The sequence below is a fragment of the Bacillus sp. 22446 genome (assembly GCF_052044955.1).
Classification (GTDB): Bacteria; Bacillota; Bacilli; order Bacillales; family Bacillaceae; genus Bacillus; species Bacillus altitudinis.
Window position 1 is genome coordinate 72,643 of the sequence record NZ_JBQEOD010000003.1, and the last position, 23,505, is coordinate 96,147.

The following is a 23,505-nucleotide window of genomic DNA, read 5'->3' on the forward strand; positions in this document are numbered from 1 at the left end:
TCACAAACCGGTCCTGAAAACAGGACAAAACCGTCTTGACTTTCCAGAGCGAACTATGTAGTATGTATTTTGGGCTCTCTAAAAAAGAGTACGTAAAGATACGTTCATTTACGCTCCCTTTCATTTATTTGAAAGGGAGCTTTCTTATTTTTCAAGAGATTTAGGGATACACTCTAAAAGGATGAAGCTGTGCATGTCTAGTCATGCAAGGGTAAAAAAGAGAGGAGCATACGAAATGACAAAGTATATTTTTGTAACAGGAGGAGTTGTTTCCTCACTTGGAAAAGGGATCACGGCTGCATCGTTAGGCCGCCTTCTGAAAAATAGAGGGATGGATGTCACCATTCAAAAATTTGATCCATATATCAACGTAGACCCAGGGACAATGAGTCCATATCAGCACGGTGAGGTATTTGTCACAGACGACGGTGCTGAAACAGATCTTGACTTAGGTCACTACGAGCGCTTCATTGACATTAACTTGAATAAATACAGCAACGTCACAACTGGTAAAATCTATTCTACAGTCCTGAAAAAAGAGCGCCGCGGCGACTATTTAGGTGGAACCGTACAGGTCATTCCCCACATTACAAATGAAATCAAAGACCGTGTGTACCGTGCAGGGAAAGAAACGGGTGCAGATGTGGTCATTACAGAAATCGGTGGAACAGTTGGAGATATCGAATCCCTTCCATTCCTAGAAGCGATTCGTCAAATGAAGAGTGACATCGGCCGTGAAAACGTGATGTACATTCATTGTACCCTTGTTCCTTACATCCGTGCTGCAGGAGAACTGAAAACAAAACCAACACAGCATAGTGTAAAAGAACTTCGTAGTCTAGGTATTCAGCCAAACGTCATTGTGGTCAGAACTGAAATGCCATTGGCACAAGACATGAAGGACAAAATTGCGCTATTCTGTGATATTGATACGAAAGCAGTCATCGAATGTCAGGATGCAGATACCCTTTATTCGATTCCGCTTGATTTACAAAAACAAGGATTAGACAAGCTTGTATGTGAGCACATGAAGCTTGACTGTCAAGATGCGGACATGACGGAGTGGACGGCGCTTGTTGATAAAGTGCAAAACCTGTCAAAACAAGTCACGATTGGTCTTGTAGGGAAATATGTTGAGCTGCAAGATGCATACATTTCTGTCGTTGAATCACTTCGTCATGCGGGCTATGCATTTGATGCGGATGTTCAAATCAAATGGATCAACGCAGAAGAAGTCACAGCAGAAAATATGGCTGATTTCGCTCAAGATGTAGACGGCATTATTGTTCCTGGAGGCTTCGGAGACCGCGGAGTAGAAGGGAAAATCATTGCAACACAATATGCGCGCGAAAACAAAGTGCCATTCTTCGGAATTTGCTTAGGTATGCAAGTCGCATCTATCGAATATGCGAGAAACGTACTAGGTTTAGAGGGAGCGCATTCCGCTGAAATTGATCCAGAAACAGCATTCCCAATCATCGACCTTCTTCCAGAACAGAAGGATGTTGATGACTTAGGTGGAACACTTCGCCTCGGCCTATACCCTTGTAAATTAAACGAAGACTCAAAAGCATTTGCTGCATACAATGACGAAGTCGTGTACGAACGCCACCGTCATCGCTATGAGTTTAATAACGAATTCAGACAGCAAATGGAAGCAGCAGGTTTTGTCTTCTCTGGTACAAGCCCAGACGGACGCCTTGTTGAAATCATTGAACTGAAGGATCACCCATGGTTCCTTGCTTCTCAGTTCCACCCAGAATTCATTTCAAGACCGACAAGACCACAGCCGTTATTTAGAGATTTCGTTGGTGCTTCACTACAGGCATCTGAATCAAAATAAAACAAAAAACTGCCGAGAATAGCATCTTCTCGGCAGTTTTTTTATTCATATTCCTCAACGATTTCTTTCACAGTAAACGATAGAGCATGGTAGACATATAAGCAGGTCATCAGTGCAGGATAGCCGAACCTTGTTCCATCTTCTGCAGGCACAAGTGGTTTTTTGAGCTGAAAATCAATGTGGACATCACAATGGTCTTCAATGAATGATGTTTCCTTTTGTGCAGGACCGACCCCGACAATAGGTGTACCTTGTTCGTGCAGCTCTTTGACAAGGGATTGAATCTCTTGATCTTCTGGATCTGAATAAAATAAAAGCACCCTGTCACTTGGATGAAGTAAGCTGCGCTCCTTTTGATCCAGCGGCAGAACCTTCGCACCCGGAAACGGCTCCTTGCTCTCAGATGCCTCTAAGGCTACAGCCGCCAGTTCATTCTTGCCATGAAAATACACGGCATGTCCACTGACAACGGCCTGAGCAAGAAGGCGTGCACCGTCTTCGATCGCTTCGGCCTGTTTATCTCCAATACGTGAAAAAATACCTGATAATTGGGTAGTGAAAATTTTTAACAAGACTCATTTCCTCCTTCTGTCAGATCATTTTATAATAGAATATAAAGAGAATATTAGGAAAAATGCTCAGAAAATGTCGTAAAGTAAACTATTATAATTAAAGGAAATGTGAAAATCAAACAGAATTATTTAACAACAGCTCTTTTTATGGCGAAAAATGAAAGCAATGGGGTGTAACAGATGAATGAGAAAATTTTAATTGTCGATGATCAGTACGGTATTAGAATATTGCTAAATGAAGTGTTTCATAAAGAAGGCTATCAAACCTTTCAAGCCGCTAACGGACTGCAGGCATTAGATATTGTGAAAAACCATAGACCAAACCTCGTCCTGCTTGATATGAAGATTCCCGGAATGGATGGCATTGAGATTTTAAAACGCATGAAATTAATTGATGAAGACATCCGCGTGATCATTATGATCAGCTTATGGCGAACTAGATATGATTCAAGAGTCTAAAGAGCTCGGTGCATTAACGCATTTTGCTAAACCATTTGATATTGATGAAATCCGTGATGCAGTCAAAGAATACTTGCCACTCGAAACAAATGGCTAGATGGAAATGATTGAATCAAGTCATTCTGTTGCCGATTTGTCGAATAATTGGTATTCTAGATAAGAAGAAGAAAGCGATCTGACTTTGAAAGTTTACATATGGCGAGAAATTCTGGTCATGCTAGGGTGGAGAGCTTTTTTTAGTAAGCAAATTAGCTACATAGGGAGGATTTTTCATCATGCCTTTAGTTTCAATGACAGAAATGTTGAAAGACGCAAAGGAAAAAGGTTACGCTGTTGGACAGTTTAACTTAAATAACTTAGAATTCACGCAAGCGATTTTACAAGCTGCTGAAGAAGAGAAATCTCCAGTGATTTTAGGAGTATCTGAAGGAGCAGGACGCTACATGGGCGGCTTCAAAACAGTTGTCGCAATGGTAAAAGCGTTAATCGAAGAATATAATGTAACAGTTCCTGTTGCGATTCATTTAGATCACGGTTCAAGCTTTGAATCTTGTGCAAAAGCGATTCATGCAGGATTTACTTCTGTGATGATTGATGCTTCTCACCATCCATTTGATGAGAATGTAGCGACAACTGCAAAAGTGGTTGAGCTTGCACATTTCCACGGTGTATCTGTAGAAGCTGAGCTTGGAACTGTTGGTGGACAAGAAGACGACGTCATCGCTGAGGGCGTTATTTATGCTGATCCAAAAGAGTGCCAAGAGCTTGTAGAACGTACTGGTATTGACTGCCTTGCGCCTGCACTAGGTTCAGTTCATGGTCCATACAAAGGTGAACCAAACCTTGGTTTCGCCGAAATGGAAGAAATCGGTAAAACAACTGGACTTCCACTTGTTCTTCACGGCGGAACAGGTATCCCAACTGCTGACATCAAGCGTGCGATTTCACTTGGTACAGCAAAAATCAATGTAAACACTGAAAACCAAATTGCTTCTGCGAAAGCAGTTCGCGAAACACTTGCTGCAAAAACAGAAGAGTATGATCCACGTAAATATCTTGGACCAGCTCGTGACGCAATTAAAGCGACTGTTATCGGCAAAATGCGTGAATTTGGTTCTTCTAACCAAGCATAATTTGATGAGAACCGAAAGCCGCCTGAGTCACAGGCGGTTTTCTCCATATCTTGAGAAAGCGCAATCAAATTTACATTTCAGACAATTTATTGATAGGAGAGTGGCACAGTTATGTTATTTTTCGTAGACACAGCGAATATCGCAGACATCAAAGAGGCACACGAGCTTGGCATTTTAGCAGGCGTGACAACAAACCCTAGTTTAGTAGCGAAAGAAAAGGACGTATCGTTCCACGACCGCCTTCGTGAAATCACTGACGTGGTATCAGGTTCAGTTAGTGCGGAAGTCATTTCCCTCAAAGCAGAAGAAATGATCGAAGAAGGAAAAGAGCTTGCTGCTATTGCACCAAATATTACAGTTAAAATCCCAATGACAACAGACGGTCTTAAAGCGGTCAAAGCGTTAACAGACCTTGGGATTAAAACAAACGTCACGTTGATTTTTAGTGCAAACCAGGCACTTCTTGCAGCTAGAGCTGGTGCGACGTATGTCTCTCCATTCCTCGGCCGCTTAGATGACATTGGCCAAAATGGTCTTGATCTCATTAGTGAAGTGAAAACCATTTTTGATGTTCATGGATTAGATACACAAATCATTGCTGCATCCATTCGTCACCCGCAGCATGTGACAGAAGCTGCGCTTAGAGGTGCTCATATCGGCACAATGCCGCTGAAAGTCATCAAGCAGCTGACAAAACACCCATTAACGGATGCAGGCATTGAGCAATTTTTAGCAGACTGGAATAAATAAGTGATTGTGGCAGACGGATACCCATCCGTTTGCCGCAGTTTTCCTTAAATACGCTAAGAAATGTTTTGTGCAAAGAAGAGAACATCACAGCCTCGCAAAGCTTCGATTATTTTTCTTCCGACAAATTTCGTTTAACCTGTATTCTTTCTCTTGATATTGGCTAAATTTTGGACAAGACCTTTTAAAGCGCGACATCCACAAACAGTATAACTCCAACAGTGATCTTCTTTAAGAAGGGAGACAAATATGGAAAAGTTAAACATTGCCGGCGGTGACCCCTTGCGCGGGACCGTACATATTAGTGGTGCGAAAAATAGTGCTGTGGCACTGATTCCTGCCACGATTCTCGCTGATTCTCCAGTAACCATTGAAGGCCTTCCGCATATTTCAGATATTGACACATTACGAGATCTGTTAGAAGAGATTGGCGGAAAGGTCACGTTTGAAAAAGGTGAGATGGTTGTCAATCCTGCCTCCATGATCAGTATGCCGCTTCCTAATGGGAAAGTGAAGAAACTACGAGCATCCTATTATTTAATGGGCGCCATGCTCGGTAGATTCAAGCAGGCTGTCATTGGATTGCCAGGGGGATGTCACTTAGGACCTAGACCGATCGATCAGCATATCAAAGGCTTTGAAGCACTTGGAGCCGAGGTGACAAACGAACAGGGTGCGATTTATTTGCGCGCTGAAAAATTAGTCGGAGCCCGTATTTATCTTGATGTTGTCAGTGTAGGTGCGACCATCAACATCATGCTGGCAGCCGTGCTAGCTGAAGGGAAAACAGTGATTGAAAATGCCGCAAAAGAACCCGAAATTATTGATGTAGCGACACTGCTTGCAAGCATGGGAGCTAAAATCAAAGGTGCGGGGACGGATGTGATTCGGATCGAAGGTGTGGAATCTCTTCACGGCTGCAGGCATTCCATCATCCCTGACCGCATAGAAGCAGGTACATTTTTAATTGCAGGTGCAGCGATGGGGGATGAAGTTGTGCTTGATAATGTGATCCCAACTCATTTAGAATCAATTACGGCGAAACTTAGAGAGATGGGATTCACAATTGAAACAAGCAACGATCAAATGCTGATCGTTGGCAGAAATGAAGGACTCAAGCCTGTCGATATCAAAACCCTTGTGTATCCGGGCTTTCCGACCGATCTTCAACAGCCGATGACGGCTTTGTTAACAAAGGCGAAAGGCACGAGTGTCGTGACAGATACCATTTACTCTGCCCGTTTTAAACACATTGACGAATTGCGTCGAATGGGTGCTAATATGAAGGTGGAAGGAAGATCTGCCATTATTACAGGTCAAACGCAGCTTCAAGGTGCAAAGGTCAAAGCAAGTGATCTGCGAGCAGGTGCTTGTCTCGTTGTTGCAGGGTTAATGGCAGACGGTGTGACCGAAATCACAGGGCTTGAACATATAGACAGAGGATATAGTATGCTTGAGGAGAAGCTTGAAGGCTTGGGTGCAACCATCTGGCGTGAAAAGCTGAATGACCAAGAAATAGAAGAACTTCAAAATTCATAAGGCTTTGACTGTGAGAGGAGATTTGGACAAAAATGGAAAGAAGTTTATCGATGGAACTAGTACGGGTGACAGAAGCAGCTGCATTAAAATCTGCTCGTTGGATGGGTAGAGGTTTAAAAGACGAAGCGGATGATGCTGCAACAAGTGCCATGCGTGATGTATTTGATACGATTCCGATGAAGGGAACTGTGGTCATCGGCGAGGGAGAAATGGACGAAGCGCCAATGCTTTATATTGGGGAAAAGCTTGGAAACGGATATGGACCTCGCGTGGATGTCGCTGTTGATCCATTGGAAGGAACAAATATTGTGGCAAGCGGCGGCTGGAATGCTTTAGCTGTTATCGCTGTTGCAGATCATGGCAACTTGCTGAATGCACCTGATATGTACATGGATAAGATCGCAGTAGGTCCAGAAGCGGTAGGCTGCATCGACATTGAAGCGCCTGTCATTGACAATCTTCGTGCTGTTGCAAAAGCGAAAAACAAAGATATTGAAGATGTTGTTGCGACAATTTTAAACAGAGAGCGACATGAAAAGATCATTGCTGAGCTGAGAGAAGCTGGTGCAAGAATCAAGCTGATCGATGATGGTGACGTTGCAGGAGCCATTAATACAGCATTTGATCACACAGGTGTTGATATTCTATTTGGTTCAGGTGGAGCGCCTGAAGGTGTCCTTTCTGCTGTTGCGTTAAAAGCACTTGGTGGAGAAATCCACGGTAAGCTTCTTCCACAAAATGAAGAAGAGCTGAGACGCTGTGAGAAAATGGGGCTGGATGTTGGAAAAGTCCTCAGAATGGAAGACCTTGTGAAAGGCGATGACGCCATTTTTGCAGCGACAGGTGTAACAGATGGCGAGCTATTAAAAGGTGTTCAATTTAAAGGCTCTGTTGGAACAACACATAGTGTTGTCATGCGTGCGAAATCAGGTACTGTTCGATTCGTCGATGGCAGACACAGTTTAAAGAAAAAACCGAATCTTGTCATTCGTCCGTAATCTGAAAGCGGGTATTCTTTACCCGCTTTTCATATAGGTGTCAAATATATATCATTTTCTTTTTAAAGTTGAATATTCCCTGCAAATGAGGTAAAACTAAAGAGTGCTGCGAAATTTTCTGCGAATTTACTTCTTTTAAGCTTCAACAAGTTTAAATACTGCCGCATCATGACGATATACTCATTATCCTTCTCTATGTTGACAAAGCTCAATTTCACATTGTTCCTATCTTTACGATAAAACGAGTGGGAGCGTTACCATGAGAGCGAGGTCATTCCAACAAAAACGGAATTAAAAGCTAATCAAATACAATGGTCATGCATTTGTAATGAAATACATTGACTAGAAAAGTGTGGTGTCCATATTGAAAGATGTTTCGATTTCATCTTTGGAAAATATGAAATTAAAAGAGCTGTATGAGTTAGCAAAAAAGTACAAAATCTCTTATTACAGCAAACTAACAAAAAAAGAATTAATTTTTGCCATCTTAAAGGCGAATGCTGAGCAAGAGGATCTCTTATTTATGGAAGGGGTTCTAGAAATTATTCAGTCAGAGGGATTTGGTTTCTTAAGACCAATTAACTACTCCCCAAGTTCTGAAGACATTTATATTTCAGCTTCACAAATCAGACGCTTTGATTTAAGAAATGGTGATAAGGTGTCTGGAAAGGTACGACCTCCAAAAGAGAATGAACGCTACTATGGCCTCCTTCATGTCGAAGCGGTAAATGGGGACGACCCAGAATCAGCTAAGGAACGTGTTCACTTTCCTGCACTCACGCCGCTATTCCCTGATCGTCAAATGATTCTTGAAACACAGCCTAATCACCTGTCTACTAGAATTATGGATATGATGGCGCCAGTTGGGTTTGGGCAACGTGGTTTAATTGTTGCACCGCCTAAGGCTGGGAAAACCATTTTGCTCAAAGAAATTGCCAACAGCATCTCTGAAAATCATCCAGAGGCAGAACTGATTGTTCTTCTTATTGACGAACGTCCAGAGGAAGTAACAGATATCGAACGATCTGTTGCAGGTGATGTCGTTAGCTCAACCTTTGACGAAGTACCGGAAAACCACATTAAAGTAGCAGAGCTTGTATTAGAGCGTGCGATGCGTCTAGTTGAACATAAAAAAGATGTTATCATCTTAATGGACAGCATCACAAGACTTGCCCGTGCATACAACCTGGTCATTCCACCAAGCGGCCGAACGCTTTCTGGCGGTATTGATCCAGCTGCTTTCCATCGCCCAAAACGTTTCTTTGGTGCTGCGCGTAACATCGAAGAAGGTGGAAGCTTGACCATTTTAGCTACTGCACTTGTTGATACGGGATCACGTATGGATGATGTGATTTATGAAGAGTTTAAAGGAACAGGAAACATGGAGCTCCATTTAGATCGTTCTCTTGCAGAAAGAAGAATTTTCCCAGCCATCGACATTCGTCGTTCCGGTACAAGAAAAGAAGAACTGCTTGTGCCTAAAGAGCATCTTGATCGTCTATGGGCGATGAGAAAATCGATGTCAGATACACCTGATTTCGCTGAGAAATTCATGCGCAAAATGAGAAAAACAAAGACAAACCAAGAATTTTTCGATATTTTAACGCAAGAATGGAAACAAGCAAATATGTCTGCATCAAGAAGATAGCTTCCTGAAAAAATACATTTGCAATCATAGACTCACACTGTTATAATTTTATCATGTGCGTTTCAGAATTTATTCTGAGATATTAACTCTGTTTCCGAATTGGATTCAGGGCGGAAGGAGATGACAGTAGATGAAAACAGGAATTCATCCTAACTACAAAAAAGCTACAGTCAAATGCGCTTGTGGAAATGAGTTTGAAACTGGATCAGTAAAAGAAGAGGTACGCATCGAGATTTGCTCTGAGTGCCATCCTTTCTATACAGGCCGTCAAAAATTCGCTTCTGCTGATGGACGTGTTGACCGCTTTAACAAAAAATACGGTCTTAAGTAATAATAGATACAATAAACAGGCAGGAATCCGTTCTTGCCTGTTTTTTTACGTGGATTGATGGAACTTTAAAACGGGGGAGAAGACCTTATGTATGTGATGAAACAAAGCGGTTGGCTTGAAGTCATCTGCGGAAGTATGTTTTCTGGAAAGTCGGAAGAATTGATTCGGAGAGCCAAAAGAGCCACCTTTGCCAAACAAGAAGTAAAAATATTCAAACCAGCGATTGATAACCGGTATAGCACAAGCTCAGTTGTGTCACATAACGGTTCATCCGTCGATGGGATTGCAGTAACCTCACCAAAAGACATAATAACGCACATATCAGAACGAACCGATGTCATTGGCATTGATGAGGTGCAATTTTTTGATGAGACAATCATTGATATTGTCACTCAATTGGCTGATAAAGGCTACCGAGTCATTGTTGCAGGCCTTGATCAAGACTTCAGAGGAGAGCCATTTGGTGTTGTTCCGCATTTAATGGCATGTGCAGAGCTTGTAACAAAACTTCAAGCAGTTTGTTCGGTATGCGGCTCCCCAGCGAGTAGAACACAACGCTTGATCGACGGTAAACCCGCATCCTATGATGATCCCATTATTTTAGTAGGTGCGCAGGAATCATACGAAGCACGATGCAGACATCACCATGAAGTACCAAAATTAGATGTTGGTACAACACTTGACAATTAAAAAAATAGCAAATGCCGCTGTGTTTCGTTTTTCGAGATTTTGGCTGAACACCCATCATTTGTACTTAAATAAATTAAATAACGCTACGAAAAAATTATCTAATTTTCAACGCTTGCGTTTTGGTATAAGCAGGCATAAAATGACTAACTGTAGTGTAAAGCATTTAAACGAAAAGTTCGATTTCTTGTCATAATTTTTTTGATTAAGGATTTTTCTCCTTGATCGTTCTTTGTATTAATAGTTCACTTTATTTATATTTTAGAAAGAGGGTAGTTTTTGATGAACAACGTGAAGAAAACAAAAGAAGGGTACCTCGAAACCACTTTGACAGGTAAAGATGTATTATCGATTCCAACGTTGAACAAAGGCGTTGCTTTCTCTGAAGAAGAAAGACAAGAGCTTGGACTAGAAGGATTACTTCCTCCAACTGTTCTGACTTTAGAACAGCAAGCAGAGAGAGCATACAAGCAATTTCTAGCTCAGCCAGATCGTCTTCGTCAAAACGTATACTTAAGTGATTTGCAAAACCGTAACGAAGTATTATTCTATAAGCTTCTAACGGACAAGCTTCGTGAAATGCTTCCTGTTGTTTACACACCAACTGTTGGTGAAGCGATTCAAGAATACAGCCATGAATACAGAAGACCTCATGGTGTCTACCTTTCAATCGACAACATTGACGGCATTGAGAAAGCATTTGAAAACTTACATGCAACAGCAGGCGACATCGACCTCATCGTAGCAACTGACTCTGAGAGTATTCTTGGAATTGGTGACTGGGGTGTTGGTGGTATCAACATCGCAATTGGTAAACTAGCTGTTTACACGGCTGCAGCAGGAATTGATCCAAGCCGCGTGATTCCAGTTGTGTTAGATGTTGGAACTAACAATGAAAAATTATTAAATGATCCATTGTACATCGGGAACCACCACAAACGTGTACAAGGTGAAAAATACGAAGAGTTCATTGATGCGTATGTAAAAGCAGCACTTAAATTCTTCCCGAAAGCATTGCTTCACTGGGAAGACCTTGGAAACAAAAATGCGCGTAACATCATGAAAAAATACAACGACAACATCTTAACTTTTAATGATGATATCCAAGGTACTGGTGCCATTACTTTAGCGGGTGTTCTTGCAGCTGTCAAGAAAACTGGTACTCAATTGAAAGATCACCGTGTGATGATTTTCGGAGCTGGATCTGCTGGAATCGGAATCGCCGATCAAATGCGTGACACAATGGTTCTTGAAGGTCTAAGTGAAGATGAAGCAAACAATGCATTCTGGACGTTAGACTACAGAGGATTGCTAACAGATCAGTTTGAAGATGAAGTGCTTGATTTCCAAAAACCATACCTTCGTTCTTCTGATGAAGTAGAAGGCTGGGCTCGTGATGAAAAAGGACAAATCTCATTTGCTGAAGCTGTTCGCAGGGTGAAGCCAACCATTCTTATTGGTACATCAGGTCAAGGCGGCGCATTCACTGAAGAAATTATTAAAGAAATCGCAGCTCATACTGAGCGTCCAGTGATCATGCCGATGTCTAACCCAACTCCACTTGCTGAAGCAGTACCGGAAGATCTATTCAAATGGACAGACGGTCGTGCGCTTGTTGCAACTGGAAGCCCATTCGAAAATGTCGAGTATAACGGAATTGAACATGAAATCGGACAATCAAACAATGCGTTCGTTTTCCCTGGACTTGGTCTTGGTTCAATCGTAACGGAATCAAAAATCATCACAAAAGGCATGTTCGTTGCTTCAGCGGATGCGATTGCTGAAATGGTTGATCATGATAAACCAGGTGCTGGTCTACTTCCAAGCATTGATAAGTTACAAGAAGTTTCTATCAAAGTAGCTATTGAAGTGGCAAAAGCAGCAATTAAAGATGGTGTCGCAAGAAAAACACCTGAAAACATTGAACAAGCTGTGAAAGATGCTATGTGGATTCCTGAATATAAAAAAATTGTAAGAGCATAATAAAATGTGTAACGCGGCATTGTTTCGGGTAATGTAAGCAATGCCGCTATAAAATAAGAAACATGTAAAGGATTCAAGGAGGAATAGTAAGATGGACTTTTTAAATATTTTGATCCTCCTAGCACCGATTTTTTTCGTTATCGCGCTGGGTTGGTTCGCAGGGAACTTCGGCAGCTATGACGCTAAATCTGCAAAAGGTGTAAGTACACTTGTTACAAAGTATGCTTTGCCAGCGCACTTTATCGCCAGCATTCTGTCAACACCAAAAGATAAATTCTATAGTCAAATTCCATTTTTCGTTGCATTGATTTTCGGAATCGTAGGCTTTTATATCATTATCCTTTTAGTTACGAAATTTGCTTTTAAATATGATTTAACAGATTCATCTGTTTTCTCATTAAACTCAGCACAACCGACCTTTGCATTTATGGGGATTCCGGTCTTGGGCAGTTTATTTGGGGCTCAAGAAGTTGCAATTCCGATTGCTATTACCGGAATAGTTGTAAATGCATTGCTTGATCCAATTGCTATTATTGTGTCAACTGTCGGTGAAAAAACAAAAGGAAAAGCCAAAGACGGCGAAAGTTTCCTAAAAATGACGACGAAAGCGATTTTACACGGCTTATCAGAGCCGCTTGCGCTTGCACCGTTAGCAAGTATCATTCTTGTTCTTTTAGGATTTAAACTTCCTGAAATCGGACATGAAATGCTAGAGGAAATTGGAAGTGTGACATCAGGGGTTGCGCTCTTTGCAGTCGGTGTCACAGTCGGTATCCGCAAGATTAAACTGAGCTTACCAGCTTTCAGTATCGCATTGCTCAAAGTAGCTGTACAACCGTTACTTATGTATTTCATCGCCATTCTTATGGGTCTTTCGGCGGATGAAATTACAAAAGCTGTATTACTTGTTGCCTTCCCAGGTTCAGCTGTTGCGGCCATGATCGCCACTCGATTTGAGAAACAGGAAGCAGAAACAGCATCCGCATTTGTGATCAGTGCGATCATGTCACTCATTACATTACCAATCATTATTGCACTTACCGTATAATATAGTAGAAAGGCTGCCTCGTTAGGCAGCCTTTCTTAGCGAAATGAATGAAACAGAGGGAAGAGTGCACGCTTTTTTTTCATTTCGGGGTGTGCCTTTTCCTTTTCTTCTTCTTTTGATGGTTTTGGTTTTGTCAATGTGGCTGTGAGGCGTTCTAATTTTGCAGTTAATTCTTCAATTTCTCTTCTGTGCTGGAGGAGCTGGTAGGAAACGCCTTCATCTGCTTTCTTAGCGAGTTTCCGTTCCATTTCTTGAAAACGCGCTTCAATATGACTGACGTGTGATTGCTCTTGAAGGAGCTGTTTCATTTGTTTTTCTAAGGCTTCTATCCGTTTTGATGAGTCAGAAGTTTCTACAGTAGGTGATAATTGCTGGGCGGTTTCTTCATGGATCGGCAGTCTAATGTCATGGAGAATCACACCTTCGTTCATTTGGTGTTGGACCTCTTTGAGCAGCTGGACAATGTCATCATGAAATTCATAATGTCCTAGTTCATTCCGGGCGACAGGGATGTTGAGCTGTTTGACCCAGCGCTGAATGGTTTTTGAAGATACACCAATTTCCTTTGCAACCTCATTTGTATTCAAACCAAATGCCCTCCCTTTTTTCAATTACAAGTACCATTCTCTTTCGTGAGCATCCGTTCCTTCACGTTAGACAAAACAAGTAACCAATCGCCAAAGATCGTGTTTTCTAGTGAAAAATTGCAGAAAATCAATTGTTTTGGAAATTTTTTTGACTGTCATACCCCGCTATACTATAATTAGACTGTTACGCACAAAACAGAGGTGAAGACCATGTTAGACCGTTTAAAATCAATTGAAGAACGCTATGAAAAGCTAAATGAATATTTAAGTGACCCTGAAGTGGTGAACGACCCTAAGAAGCTTCGTGAATATTCGAAGGAACAATCTGATATTCAAGAAACTGTTGAGGTATATAGACAATATCGTGCGGCATATGATCAGCTAAGTGATGCGAAAGCCATGCTGGAAGATAAGCTCGATGCCGATATGCGCGACATGGTCAAAGAAGAAATTTCAGAGCTCACAGAGGAAACAGAACGTTTAGAAGACGAGCTGAAAATCTTACTCATCCCGAAAGATCCGAATGACGATAAGAACGTTATTGTGGAGGTTCGTGGTGCAGCGGGCGGAGAAGAGGCTGCACTGTTTGCAGGAAACCTGTACCGGATGTACAGCCGTTATGCTGAAATGCAAGGCTGGAAAACGGAAGTCATGGAAGCGAGTGTCACTGGAACTGGCGGTTATAAGGAGATCATCTTTATGATTAGCGGTAAAGGTGCATATTCTAAACTAAAGTTTGAAAACGGTGCACACCGCGTGCAGCGTGTTCCTGAAACTGAGTCAGGCGGCCGTATTCATACATCAACAGCGACAGTTGCTGTATTACCAGAAGCTGAGGAAGTTGAAATTGATATCCACGAAAAAGATATTCGTGTGGATACATTCGCATCAAGCGGACCAGGGGGACAAAGTGTTAATACCACAATGTCTGCTGTTCGTTTGACTCACCTTCCAACCGGTGTAGTGGTTTCCTGTCAGGATGAGAAATCACAAATCAAAAACAAAGAAAAAGCGATGAAAGTTTTGCGTGCGAGAATTTATGATAAATTCCAGCGCGAAGCCCAAGCTGAATATGATCAAACCCGTAAATCTGCTGTTGGAACAGGGGATCGTTCAGAGCGTATCCGTACGTACAATTTCCCGCAAAACCGCGTGACGGACCACCGTATCGGATTGACGATTCAAAAGCTTGATCAAATTTTAGAAGGAAAACTTGACGAGGTCATTGATGCATTAATTATGGAAGACCAAGCAAGAAAACTTCAAAATGCAAAATAAAGAGCGAACGATCTTTGAAGCCCTTAAATGGGCTTCTTCTTTGTTAACGGAAGCGGGCAGAGACCAAAACGCAGCAGAGTTAATGTTGATGCATGTGCTTGGATGGAGCAGAAGTGAACTTCTTGCCCGTTTTCATGATCCACTGCCAGAGGAGCAAGATTCTCAATTCAGCAAGTTCGTCGCACAGCACAAGCGTGGAGTGCCTGTGCAGCATTTAACGGGTGTTGAATTTTTTTATGGGCGTCCTTTTGAGGTAAACAAACACGTTCTGATTCCTCGTCCTGAAACGGAGGAAGTGGTGCTGGCGGCATTGAATATGATGAATCGCGTTTTTCCTAATGATCAGGCGCTCAAAGCTGTTGATGTAGGAACAGGTAGCGGTGCAATTGCGATTACGTTAGCTCTTGAAAAAGAATCTCTCACTGTGACAGCGACGGATATTTCACATGAAGCACTTGAAGTAGCAAAGCGAAATCAAGAAGCGCTTGGTGCAGACGTTCATTTTGTCCAAGGGGATTTACTTGAACCGATTATGGCTCAAGGTATCAAAGTCGATGTGTTTATTTCCAATCCGCCTTATATTGCGGCAGAAGAAATGGATGGTTTATCAGAGGTTGTCACAAAGCATGAACCTGTCAATGCGCTGACAGATGGGCGTGATGGCCTGTGGTTTTATGAGCGTATCGCCTGTGATCTCCACAAGGTACTTCATCAGCAAGCAGTGGTTGTCTTTGAAATAGGACATACACAAGCACAAGATGTAAAAGCGCTTCTTTTGCAGGCGTTCCCTTCAGCTGATGTTCATATCATTAAGGATATCAACGGAAAGGATCGAGCAGTTTGCGCACACATTCAAAACGGAAGTCCGGCTGAATAAAGTCGGACTATTTTATTATGTAAAGATGAAACTTATGGTAAAAGGGAAACGTATATATAGAAGAATGAACATTCTGATCATGATTTTTTACATAAATTTGTTTTGAAGGAGCGAATGGTGTGAACAGAAGGTATGCGATGGTGTTGGTCATCGTCAGTGTACTATTGATTGTGAGTGCTTGCGGTAAACCGAGCTTTAAAAAAGAAGCAGCAGCATTTGGGGAAAACTATAAAAAAGCACAATACACAGTGAATCGGACGGATGACCTATCTGACATGAAGGAGAAGTTGAAGGATTATTTAACCGAGCATGAATATCAAGAATATACACAAGACAGCATGTTTCCAAGTGTATTAGAAGCAGCAAAAGATCAAGATTGTCAAATTAAACTGAAAAAAATTACGTTTACACCTTCAGATGAAAGCGATGACAGGATTGAATTTGACTATGAAATGATCATTCAATTTATTGACCATAAAGGAAAGGTCAAAAAGGAAATTGAGAAAAAAGGCGCAATGACAGTGATCAAAACAGATGCGGGATTAAAAATCAGCCGAGATTGGGATGGGAGACTGTACCCTTCCGATTACCAATCCTCACTAAAAAGCCGTTCATAAGTTGTTGAATGGCTTTTTTGCATGCAGAAAAAACATTGATTCGCTCACCTCATGTAGTTGCTTTTTACTCATAATCTATTAAAAAAATCATTTTTGCTGTTTACGAGATGCGTTTCCTGGACACAATGTTTGTAGCGAAGAGAAAAAGTGGGGGGAACACATCATGTTCAAAAGTAAAATGATGATTTGTCTTTATATGTTTCTATTATTATGTGGTGCTTTTGCAAACCTTGGAAAAGAGGAGACGGCGGCTGCTTCTGCCAATCAGCCTGTTGTGATTCCAGATGAAGCCATTCGTTTACGCATTTTAGCCAACAGTGACCGGTCGGCAGATCAAGATGTGAAACGAAGTATTCGAGATGAGGTCAATGCCAATATAACGGAGTGGGTGAAAGACCTCACATCCATTGAAGAAGCCAGACGTGTGATTCGTTCAAAGCTTCCAGACATCAATCGTATCGCCAAAGCAAAATTAAAGGAACAACACATTGATCAATCCGTATCGGTCAGCTTTCAAAAAGCCTCATTTCCAACAAAGCTATATGGCAACTTTGTTTATCCTGCTGGGAAATATGAAGCCATTTTGATTACGTTAGGGGAAGGAGACGGAGCCAATTGGTGGTGTGTGTTATTCCCGCCTCTCTGCTTTATCGATTTTTCAAACGGAGAAGCGATCGCCTCACCAGAAGGAGATGATAAAGAGCAGGTAGCCGCAGAGCCATCAAATGAATCTGTCAATGAAGTGGTAAAAGAAGAAGAGACGGGTGAAGTGAAATTCTTTCTGTTCGAATGGGTCTCTAGTCTTTTCTCTTAAAAAAGGTCTAAATCTGTTTTTGCCTCATAGAGTTGAAGTAAGAGAACAAAAAGAGGTGAAAGCATGTATTATCAATTAAGAATAGCGACAGAAGAAGATGCCCCGGCTATTAATGCTTTTCTTGAAAAAGGCCAAGCAAAAGGCGGGGTGACGATTGCAGAGCGTACGTCATTTGTGGTCATGGAAGATGCAGACGGTGAGCTTGCAGGCTGTTTAGGTCTTGAACGACTAAATGAACAAGAAGGATTGCTAAGATCACTTGTGATATCAGATAAACTCGGCCAGGGGCATATCGTTTCTCTATTCCAAAGTGTTCAAACGCTAGGGGAAAAGCAAGGTGTGGACACCTTTTATGTTGTAGCCAATCACTCCTCTTCACATGATTTTTTAGCGCTGATGGGCTTTACGCCTATAGAGGAAATCCCAGAAAGTGTGTGGGTATCTGCGCATGCAAAAGAGTCGTTGGGAAAAGAGCAGGCGGTTGTGCTGCAAAAAACAGCTAGTTAATCACAAAACACCGGACTTATTCACATACTTATCCACTGTAAAACAAGCGTTATCCACAAATCGTGGACAACGCTTGTTTTATTTAGCATCATCTTTTATACTTTCAAAAGGATAATTGAGATATATCAACAGTTTTATCTTTTTTAAAAGGAGTTTGTATGATGTTAAATACAAAAAGGTGGTCTGTGGATTTAAAAAAGGATTTATCCACATACTATCCACAAATTGAACAAGCAGCTCTGTTGTTGCGGCAGAATGAAGTGGTCGCTTTTCCGACAGAAACGGTTTATGGACTAGGGGCAAATGCAAAAGAGACAGAGGCTGTGAAGAAAATTTATGAAGCGAAAGGACGCCCAAGTGATAATCCGTTGATTGTTCACATTGCGGATGTTCAACAGCTTCATGAATTTGCGCAAATAGAAAATGAAAAAGTAACAGCGCTGATGGATGCCTTTTGGCCAGGCGCTCTCACCATTGTTCTACCTTGTAAGCCGGGCACATTATCAAAGCAGGTGACGGCAGGTTTAACGACAGTAGGCGTAAGAATGCCTGATCATCCTGTTGCGCTTGAACTCATCCGAGCAGCTGGTCTGCCAATTGCCGCGCCTAGTGCCAACCGTTCGGGAAAACCGTCGCCGACACTTGCGGATCATGTCGCGAGTGATCTTGATGGGAAAATTGCTGGCATTGTCGATGGTGGTTCAACAGGTATTGGCGTGGAGTCAACGGTTGTATCCTGTATAGACGAGATTCCAGTGATCTTAAGGCCGGGCGGTATTACAAAAGAAGCGTTAGAAGAGGTCGTAGGAACGGTCAACATGGATCCAGGGCTGACGAAAAAGGATGAGGCGCCAGTATCGCCGGGAATGAAATACACACATTATGCACCTGAAGCACAAATGTATATATTTCATGGAAGTGATGAAGACATGCAGCTGCACATTCAGAAGTACCGAGCTGAAGGGCTAAAAGTAGGTGTGCTGACGACAGAAGAAAAGAAGGAATGGTTTGCGGCAGATGTAATCTTTAGCTGTGGATGGAGAGAAAAGCCTGAAACGGTTGCGGCAAACTTATATCGTGTGCTAAGACAATTTGACAAAACGGATGTAGACTTGATCATTTCAGAAGCCTTCTCAGAGCAGGGAGTTGGTTCTGCGATCATGAACCGTCTGCAAAAAGCGGCAGGAGGGCGTACTCTCTCTTCGTTCAAATAGTTCTAACCTTTCTTGGACAAACATAGGTTAAAGGAGAATGCGTGTCCAAGGGGGATTTACATGAATGAACTAGCTGGCGAATTGCTGACACTCAGTATCATGGCTTTTGCACTTGGAATGGATGCCTTTTCGGTTGGACTCGGCATGGGGATGATTCAGCTGAGATTCCGCCAGATCCTTTATATTGGACTTGTCATTGGGATATTTCATATGTTTATGCCTCTTTTTGGCATGCTGACAGGTCAGCTTTTATCTGGCTGGCTTGGGCTCCTAGCAACCTATATTGGCGGGGCGCTGCTTTTGGTGCTGGGTCTGCAAATGATCATCGCTTCTATCCGAAAAGAAGATAAGCCATTTATCGCACCTGTTGGGGCCGGTCTCGTTCTTTTTGCAACAAGTGTGAGTTTAGATAGTTTTTCCGTTGGCTTAAGCCTGGGGATTTACGGTTCTCGGGTGTTGATGACCATTTTATTGTTTGGTTTTTTTAGTATGATGCTCACATGGCTTGGATTATTACTCGGTAAACAGGTTCGGTCATGGGTAGGTTCATACAGCGGGGCGCTTGGCGGATTGATTTTACTAGCCTTTGGAATCAAATTATTATTTCCGCTCTAGCCAGTCTCCTTACATAACATGTAGAATGAAATGCTATATAATAGAAGAAAAGGAGGTCGAAAGATGAATATCTTATTTGTTTGTACGGGAAATACTTGCAGAAGTCCGATGGCTCAAGCCCTTTTTTCCTCCATTGCAGATGAAAAAGGCTTACAGGTCACTGTAAAATCAGCGGGCATCTTCGCCTCTGATGCAGGGAAGGCTTCTCCTCAAGCAGTCGAAGCATTATTTGAGAAAAGCATTCCACTCAATCACTCGTCGTCTAAACTAACAGAAGAACTTCTTCATGAAGCAGATTATGTCTTCACCATGACGATTCAGCATAAACAGTTGATTGTGGAGCAATATGCTCATGTGAAAGACAAGGTCTTCACTCTAAAAGAATTTGCGACAGGATCAGAAGGTGACGTGTCGGATCCATTTGGAGGGAGCCTCTCCATTTATCAGGAGACACGAGATGAACTAGAAACGCTATTGTATCAACTTGCTAAAAAGCTTAAACAGGATCACAAATCCTCATAAATGGACAACCTGTAAAACCGTTGCGCAAACGGTTTTTCTGCTTTTGTTTGCAAATGACTAGGCAGAGGTTAAAATATAACTGTAAATAAAAAATGAATGTAAGACATGACAGATTAACTCACCCTTAGGAGGAATTGCCCGATGAAAGTAGCCATTGCATCCGATCACGGCGGAACGAATATTCGTGAAGAAATCAAACAACTAATGGATGAATTAAAGATTGAATACATTGATATGGGTTGTGAATGTGGATCAGGTTCTGTAGACTACCCTGACTATGCTTTTCCTGTAGCCAATATGGTGGCAAACGGGGAAGTCGATCGCGGCATTTTGATTTGCGGGACAGGTATTGGTATGAGTATTTCAGCAAACAAAGTGAAAGGCATCCGCTGTGCACTGGCGCATGATACATTCAGTGCAAAGGCGACGAGAGAACATAACGATACAAATGTTCTTGCGATGGGAGAACGAGTCATTGGACCAGGATTGGCAAGAGAGATTGCTCACATTTGGCTGACAACAGAATTTACTGCAGGACGTCATGCTGTGCGGATTGGTAAAATCGCTGATTACGAAGAAAAGCACCTGTAAGGAGCGCTTAACATGAACATTGGTCAAGATTGGCTTGAAATGTTAAAAGAGTTTCATCAAACAGTTGAACTGCGAGCCGGCCACATTTTAGTGATTGGCTGCAGTACATCAGAAGTGGCTGGCGAGCACATTGGGACAGCGGGAAGTGAGCAAATTGCTGAAGCTATTTATCAAGAGCTCGATCAACTGAGACGCGAGACAGGAATCGAATTGGCCTTCCAATGCTGCGAGCATTTGAATCGTGCCCTCGTTGTGGAAGAAGAGGTGGCGTACCGGCTTAACTTAGAAATTGTAGCGGCAGTACCTGTCCGTAAGGCGGGTGGTTCTATGGCGGCGCATGCGTATCAGCAAATGGAACACCCTGTGCTGGTTGAATCCATTTCAGCGCATGCAGGGATTGATATCGGTGATACATTAATCGGTATGCACTTAAAGCGGGTAGCCGTACCGGTCCGTCTCAGTCGTCATCAATTAGGACAAGCACATGTGACGTTTGCAAAAACTCGTCCAAAGCTGATTGGCGGAGAACGAGCCGTTTATACAAGATCATAGTTCGGATATATTTCTAATATAATGTTGAATGATGAAGACGCTCCACCCCTTGAATATTCGGGTTTTCATAAAAAAGAAGTCGATTTTCCAAAAAAAACTTTTACATTTTACTCAAAAACCGTGTACAATGAGATGGTGAAAACATCGAATGGAAATAGATTGGAGAGGATTTCGCTGATGAAACATTTACCTGAGCAAGACGCACAAGTATTCAAAGCAATTCAACTAGAGCGGAAACGCCAGCAGGACAAAATCGAATTAATTGCATCAGAAAACTTCGTAAGCGAAGCAGTCATGGAAGCACAGGGCTCTGTCTTAACAAACAAATATGCAGAAGGTTACCCTGGTAAACGCTACTATGGCGGCTGTGAACATGTAGACGTTGTAGAAGATATCGCACGTGACCGCGCAAAAGAAATTTTTGGCGCTGAGTATGTGAACGTACAGCCTCACTCAGGAGCTCAAGCGAATATGGCCGTATACTTTACAATCCTTGAGCATGGCGATACAGTGCTAGGCATGAACTTATCACATGGCGGGCATTTAACACATGGAAGCCCTGTAAACTTTAGCGGCGTACAGTACAACTTTGTAGAATACGGTGTAGATAAAGAAACACAACATATCGACTACCAAGATGTACTTGAAAAAGCACGTGAGCATAAGCCGAAACTAATCGTAGCGGGGGCAAGTGCTTACCCACGTCAAATTGATTTCAAAAAGTTCCGTGAAATTGCCGATGAAGTCGGTGCTTACTTTATGGTGGACATGGCTCACATCGCGGGTCTTGTTGCAGCAGGTCTTCATCCAAATCCAGTTCCTTACGCTGATTTTGTGACAACGACAACTCACAAAACATTGCGCGGACCTCGCGGCGGAATGATTCTATGCCGTGAAGAGTTTGGTAAAAAGATCGACAAATCGATCTTCCCTGGTATTCAAGGTGGACCACTCATGCATGTGATCTCTGCAAAAGCTGTTTCTTTCGGTGAAGTATTGAACGGAGATTTCAAAACATATGCACAAAACGTGATTGATAACGCAAAACAACTAGCTGAAACACTTTTATCTGAGGATATTCAGCTTGTATCTGGTGGAACAGATAACCATCTTGTTCTCATCGACTTGCGCTCTCTTGGCATTACAGGAAAAATTGCAGAAAACGTTCTTGATGAAATTGGTATCACGGTGAACAAAAATGCAATTCCATATGATCCAGAGAAACCATTTGTTACAAGTGGTGTACGTGTAGGTACAGCAGCAGTGACAAGCCGTGGCTTCGATCAAGAAGCGATGAAAGAAGTCGGTTCCATTATTGCGCTTGCTCTGAAACATCATGAAGATGAAGCGAAATTAGAAGAGGCGAAAAAGCGTGTATCTGATCTGACAGCTCGTTTCCCTCTATATCAAGAATTAGATTATTAAGATGCAGACCCATTTGCCTATTTTTGGCATGTGGGTTTTTTTTGTAGGATTTGCGAATCATATTGAAAGATGATGTCTTTTTATGTAGAATTGTAGGAAGTGTGCAAAGTTCACCGGAAGATGACAGAAAAGGAGTTGTAGCAAGCAATGGCAAAGGTTTATGTATTTGATCACCCGCTTATTCAGCACAAACTTACATATATTCGTGACGTTCATACAGGAACAAAAGAATTTAGAGAGCTAGTGGATGAAGTCGCAACATTAATGGCATTTGAAATCACAAGAGACTTACCGCTTGAAGAGGTAGATGTAGAAACACCTGTACAAGTCGCTAAATCAAACGTGATCTCAGGTAAAAAACTCGGAGTTGTGCCGATTTTAAGAGCAGGTCTTGGAATGGTAGACGGGATTTTGAAACTCATTCCAGCTGCCAAAGTGGGACATGTCGGTTTATACCGTGATCCGAAGACATTAAAGCCTGTTGAATATTATGTGAAGCTTCCATCTGATGTGGAAGAGCGTGAATTTATCGTAGTAGACCCAATGCTTGCAACGGGCGGATCAGCTGTAGAAGCATTAAACAGCTTGAAAAAACGCGGTGCGAAAAACATCCGCTTCATGTGTCTGATTGCTGCGCCAGAAGGTGTAGAAGAAATGCAAAAACATCATCCAGATGTTGATATCTACATTGCGGCATTAGATGAGAAGTTAAACGAAAAAGGTTACATCATCCCAGGTCTTGGTGATGCTGGTGACCGTATGTATGGAACAAAATAAGAAAGATTCATGAAAAGCCCACATGCAAACGTGCATGTGGGCTTTTTTGAAAAATATGACAAACGGTTGATATCGTTCTTAGAAAAATCAATGTATACTGAACATTAGCAGTTTTTTTGAATGAATGTCACAACTCTCCTA

Annotated in this window: 24 protein-coding genes and 1 pseudogene; 23 read left to right on the top strand and 2 right to left on the bottom strand. The window is 42.1% G+C overall.

Annotated elements, in window-relative coordinates; translation table 11 throughout:
- The first annotated feature begins 235 nt into the window (after window positions 1-235).
- The gene (pyrG, locus tag ACTJJD_RS07695) at window positions 236-1,843 is read left to right on the top strand and encodes a glutamine hydrolyzing CTP synthase (RefSeq protein WP_017360053.1); all 1,608 of its coding nucleotides are present in this window, start codon (window positions 236-238) and stop codon (window positions 1,841-1,843) included.
- A gap of 41 nt (window positions 1,844-1,884) precedes the next feature.
- On the opposite strand, the gene ACTJJD_RS07700 is transcribed toward pyrG, so the two are convergent.
- Complete coding sequence (locus ACTJJD_RS07700; RefSeq protein ID WP_045033921.1) at window positions 1,885-2,415, bottom strand: DUF2529 domain-containing protein; 531 nt, start codon at window positions 2,413-2,415, stop codon at window positions 1,885-1,887.
- A gap of 180 nt (window positions 2,416-2,595) precedes the next feature.
- On the opposite strand from ACTJJD_RS07700, the pseudogene ACTJJD_RS07705 reads away from it, so the two are divergent.
- The 10 genes and pseudogenes from ACTJJD_RS07705 (at window position 2,596) to ACTJJD_RS07750 (ending at window position 12,988) form a co-directional block, all read left to right on the top strand.
- Window positions 2,596-2,971: pseudogene (locus ACTJJD_RS07705) on the top strand (response regulator).
- Window positions 2,972-3,149: 178 nt separating this feature from the next.
- A complete protein-coding gene (locus ACTJJD_RS07710) occupies window positions 3,150-4,007 on the top strand; it encodes a class II fructose-bisphosphate aldolase (protein ID WP_007497678.1) in 858 nt (285 codons plus the stop codon).
- A gap of 111 nt (window positions 4,008-4,118) precedes the next feature.
- Window positions 4,119-4,757 (top strand): fructose-6-phosphate aldolase, encoded by a 639-nt coding sequence (fsa, locus tag ACTJJD_RS07715; protein ID WP_003215343.1) that lies wholly within the window; start codon window positions 4,119-4,121, stop codon window positions 4,755-4,757.
- 246 nt (window positions 4,758-5,003) lie between these two features.
- The gene (locus tag ACTJJD_RS07720) at window positions 5,004-6,293 is read left to right on the top strand and encodes a UDP-N-acetylglucosamine 1-carboxyvinyltransferase (RefSeq protein ID WP_007497673.1); all 1,290 of its coding nucleotides are present in this window, start codon (window positions 5,004-5,006) and stop codon (window positions 6,291-6,293) included.
- Between the two features lie 32 nt (window positions 6,294-6,325).
- Entirely contained in the window at window positions 6,326-7,291 is a 966-nt protein-coding gene (gene glpX / locus ACTJJD_RS07725; protein WP_024718763.1) for a class II fructose-bisphosphatase, read from the top strand.
- Window positions 7,292-7,655: 364 nt separating this feature from the next.
- Window positions 7,656-8,939 (top strand): transcription termination factor Rho, encoded by a 1,284-nt coding sequence (gene rho / locus ACTJJD_RS07730; RefSeq protein WP_007497667.1) that lies wholly within the window; start codon window positions 7,656-7,658, stop codon window positions 8,937-8,939.
- Window positions 8,940-9,069: 130 nt separating this feature from the next.
- Window positions 9,070-9,270, top strand: coding sequence for a 50S ribosomal protein L31 (gene rpmE, locus ACTJJD_RS07735; RefSeq protein WP_003215407.1), 201 nt, complete (start codon window positions 9,070-9,072; stop codon window positions 9,268-9,270).
- 87 nt (window positions 9,271-9,357) lie between these two features.
- Window positions 9,358-9,960: a thymidine kinase gene (locus ACTJJD_RS07740; protein WP_007497666.1), complete on the top strand. Its 603-nt coding sequence runs from the start codon at window positions 9,358-9,360 to the stop codon at window positions 9,958-9,960.
- Window positions 9,961-10,239: 279 nt separating this feature from the next.
- Complete coding sequence (gene malS, locus ACTJJD_RS07745; protein ID WP_061420482.1) at window positions 10,240-11,940, top strand: oxaloacetate-decarboxylating malate dehydrogenase; 1,701 nt, start codon at window positions 10,240-10,242, stop codon at window positions 11,938-11,940.
- Window positions 11,941-12,031: 91 nt separating this feature from the next.
- On the top strand, window positions 12,032-12,988 hold the full coding sequence (locus ACTJJD_RS07750; protein WP_017368214.1) for an AEC family transporter: 957 nt from the start codon (window positions 12,032-12,034) through the stop codon (window positions 12,986-12,988).
- A 35-nt stretch (window positions 12,989-13,023) separates the two neighbouring features.
- Here ACTJJD_RS07750 and racA read toward each other — a convergent pair whose 3' ends face one another.
- On the bottom strand, window positions 13,024-13,575 hold the full coding sequence (gene racA / locus ACTJJD_RS07755) for a chromosome-anchoring protein RacA (RefSeq protein WP_048001108.1): 552 nt from the start codon (window positions 13,573-13,575) through the stop codon (window positions 13,024-13,026).
- A gap of 210 nt (window positions 13,576-13,785) precedes the next feature.
- Between racA and prfA the strand changes: the two genes are divergently transcribed.
- The 12 genes from prfA (at window position 13,786) to upp (ending at window position 23,364) form a co-directional block, all read left to right on the top strand.
- Window positions 13,786-14,853 (top strand): peptide chain release factor 1, encoded by a 1,068-nt coding sequence (gene prfA / locus ACTJJD_RS07760; protein WP_008343422.1) that lies wholly within the window; start codon window positions 13,786-13,788, stop codon window positions 14,851-14,853.
- Window positions 14,843-15,730: a peptide chain release factor N(5)-glutamine methyltransferase gene (prmC, locus tag ACTJJD_RS07765; protein WP_427243564.1), complete on the top strand. Its 888-nt coding sequence runs from the start codon at window positions 14,843-14,845 to the stop codon at window positions 15,728-15,730. The genes prfA and prmC overlap by 11 nt, the downstream gene beginning before the upstream one ends.
- A 137-nt stretch (window positions 15,731-15,867) precedes the next feature.
- Window positions 15,868-16,347: a hypothetical protein gene (locus tag ACTJJD_RS07770; RefSeq protein WP_048001105.1), complete on the top strand. Its 480-nt coding sequence runs from the start codon at window positions 15,868-15,870 to the stop codon at window positions 16,345-16,347.
- Between the two features lie 163 nt (window positions 16,348-16,510).
- Window positions 16,511-17,161 (top strand): stage II sporulation protein R, encoded by a 651-nt coding sequence (spoIIR, locus tag ACTJJD_RS07775; protein WP_007497652.1) that lies wholly within the window; start codon window positions 16,511-16,513, stop codon window positions 17,159-17,161.
- A 63-nt stretch (window positions 17,162-17,224) separates the two neighbouring features.
- The gene (locus ACTJJD_RS07780) at window positions 17,225-17,668 is read left to right on the top strand and encodes a GNAT family N-acetyltransferase (RefSeq protein ID WP_007497650.1); all 444 of its coding nucleotides are present in this window, start codon (window positions 17,225-17,227) and stop codon (window positions 17,666-17,668) included.
- Window positions 17,669-17,829: 161 nt separating this feature from the next.
- Window positions 17,830-18,882 carry an L-threonylcarbamoyladenylate synthase gene (locus ACTJJD_RS07785; RefSeq protein ID WP_440608267.1) on the top strand — a complete coding sequence of 351 codons (1,053 nt, stop codon included), beginning with the start codon at window positions 17,830-17,832 and terminating at the stop codon, window positions 18,880-18,882.
- A 60-nt stretch (window positions 18,883-18,942) separates the two neighbouring features.
- Window positions 18,943-19,497, top strand: a complete 555-nt coding sequence (locus tag ACTJJD_RS07790) for a manganese efflux pump MntP (protein WP_025208133.1) — start codon at window positions 18,943-18,945, stop codon at window positions 19,495-19,497.
- Window positions 19,498-19,560: 63 nt separating this feature from the next.
- Window positions 19,561-20,019 carry a low molecular weight protein arginine phosphatase gene (locus ACTJJD_RS07795; RefSeq protein WP_017360042.1) on the top strand — a complete coding sequence of 153 codons (459 nt, stop codon included), beginning with the start codon at window positions 19,561-19,563 and terminating at the stop codon, window positions 20,017-20,019.
- Window positions 20,020-20,160: 141 nt separating this feature from the next.
- On the top strand, window positions 20,161-20,610 hold the full coding sequence (gene rpiB, locus ACTJJD_RS07800; protein ID WP_003214714.1) for a ribose 5-phosphate isomerase B: 450 nt from the start codon (window positions 20,161-20,163) through the stop codon (window positions 20,608-20,610).
- 12 nt (window positions 20,611-20,622) lie between these two features.
- Window positions 20,623-21,162, top strand: a complete 540-nt coding sequence (locus tag ACTJJD_RS07805; protein ID WP_135009591.1) for a TIGR01440 family protein — start codon at window positions 20,623-20,625, stop codon at window positions 21,160-21,162.
- 177 nt (window positions 21,163-21,339) lie between these two features.
- Window positions 21,340-22,587, top strand: coding sequence for a serine hydroxymethyltransferase (glyA, locus tag ACTJJD_RS07810; RefSeq protein ID WP_024718755.1), 1,248 nt, complete (start codon window positions 21,340-21,342; stop codon window positions 22,585-22,587).
- A gap of 147 nt (window positions 22,588-22,734) precedes the next feature.
- Window positions 22,735-23,364, top strand: coding sequence for a uracil phosphoribosyltransferase (gene upp, locus ACTJJD_RS07815; protein WP_003214553.1), 630 nt, complete (start codon window positions 22,735-22,737; stop codon window positions 23,362-23,364).
- The last annotated feature ends 141 nt before the right edge of the window (window positions 23,365-23,505 follow it).

Bases quoted from the DNA above. Each gene is read 5' to 3' on its own strand.
- pyrG (WP_017360053.1), top strand. From the start codon at position 236: ATGACAAAGTATATTTTTGTAACAGGAGGAGTTGTTTCCTCACTTGGA.
- prmC (WP_427243564.1), top strand. From the start codon at position 14,843: ATGCAAAATAAAGAGCGAACGATCTTTGAAGCCCTTAAATGGGCTTCT.
- ACTJJD_RS07795 (WP_017360042.1), top strand. From the start codon at position 19,561: ATGAATATCTTATTTGTTTGTACGGGAAATACTTGCAGAAGTCCGATG.
- spoIIR (WP_007497652.1), top strand. From the start codon at position 16,511: ATGTTCAAAAGTAAAATGATGATTTGTCTTTATATGTTTCTATTATTA.
- glyA (WP_024718755.1), top strand. From the start codon at position 21,340: ATGAAACATTTACCTGAGCAAGACGCACAAGTATTCAAAGCAATTCAA.
- prfA (WP_008343422.1), top strand. From the start codon at position 13,786: ATGTTAGACCGTTTAAAATCAATTGAAGAACGCTATGAAAAGCTAAAT.
- ACTJJD_RS07805 (WP_135009591.1), top strand. From the start codon at position 20,623: ATGAACATTGGTCAAGATTGGCTTGAAATGTTAAAAGAGTTTCATCAA.
- ACTJJD_RS07740 (WP_007497666.1), top strand. From the start codon at position 9,358: ATGTATGTGATGAAACAAAGCGGTTGGCTTGAAGTCATCTGCGGAAGT.
- ACTJJD_RS07770 (WP_048001105.1), top strand. From the start codon at position 15,868: ATGGTGTTGGTCATCGTCAGTGTACTATTGATTGTGAGTGCTTGCGGT.
- ACTJJD_RS07710 (WP_007497678.1), top strand. From the start codon at position 3,150: ATGCCTTTAGTTTCAATGACAGAAATGTTGAAAGACGCAAAGGAAAAA.
- ACTJJD_RS07720 (WP_007497673.1), top strand. From the start codon at position 5,004: ATGGAAAAGTTAAACATTGCCGGCGGTGACCCCTTGCGCGGGACCGTA.
- malS (WP_061420482.1), top strand. From the start codon at position 10,240: ATGAACAACGTGAAGAAAACAAAAGAAGGGTACCTCGAAACCACTTTG.
- rpiB (WP_003214714.1), top strand. From the start codon at position 20,161: ATGAAAGTAGCCATTGCATCCGATCACGGCGGAACGAATATTCGTGAA.
- ACTJJD_RS07790 (WP_025208133.1), top strand. From the start codon at position 18,943: ATGAATGAACTAGCTGGCGAATTGCTGACACTCAGTATCATGGCTTTT.
- ACTJJD_RS07785 (WP_440608267.1), top strand. From the start codon at position 17,830: ATGTTAAATACAAAAAGGTGGTCTGTGGATTTAAAAAAGGATTTATCC.
- fsa (WP_003215343.1), top strand. From the start codon at position 4,119: ATGTTATTTTTCGTAGACACAGCGAATATCGCAGACATCAAAGAGGCA.
- ACTJJD_RS07750 (WP_017368214.1), top strand. From the start codon at position 12,032: ATGGACTTTTTAAATATTTTGATCCTCCTAGCACCGATTTTTTTCGTT.
- rpmE (WP_003215407.1), top strand. From the start codon at position 9,070: ATGAAAACAGGAATTCATCCTAACTACAAAAAAGCTACAGTCAAATGC.
- glpX (WP_024718763.1), top strand. From the start codon at position 6,326: ATGGAAAGAAGTTTATCGATGGAACTAGTACGGGTGACAGAAGCAGCT.
- upp (WP_003214553.1), top strand. From the start codon at position 22,735: ATGGCAAAGGTTTATGTATTTGATCACCCGCTTATTCAGCACAAACTT.
- ACTJJD_RS07780 (WP_007497650.1), top strand. From the start codon at position 17,225: ATGTATTATCAATTAAGAATAGCGACAGAAGAAGATGCCCCGGCTATT.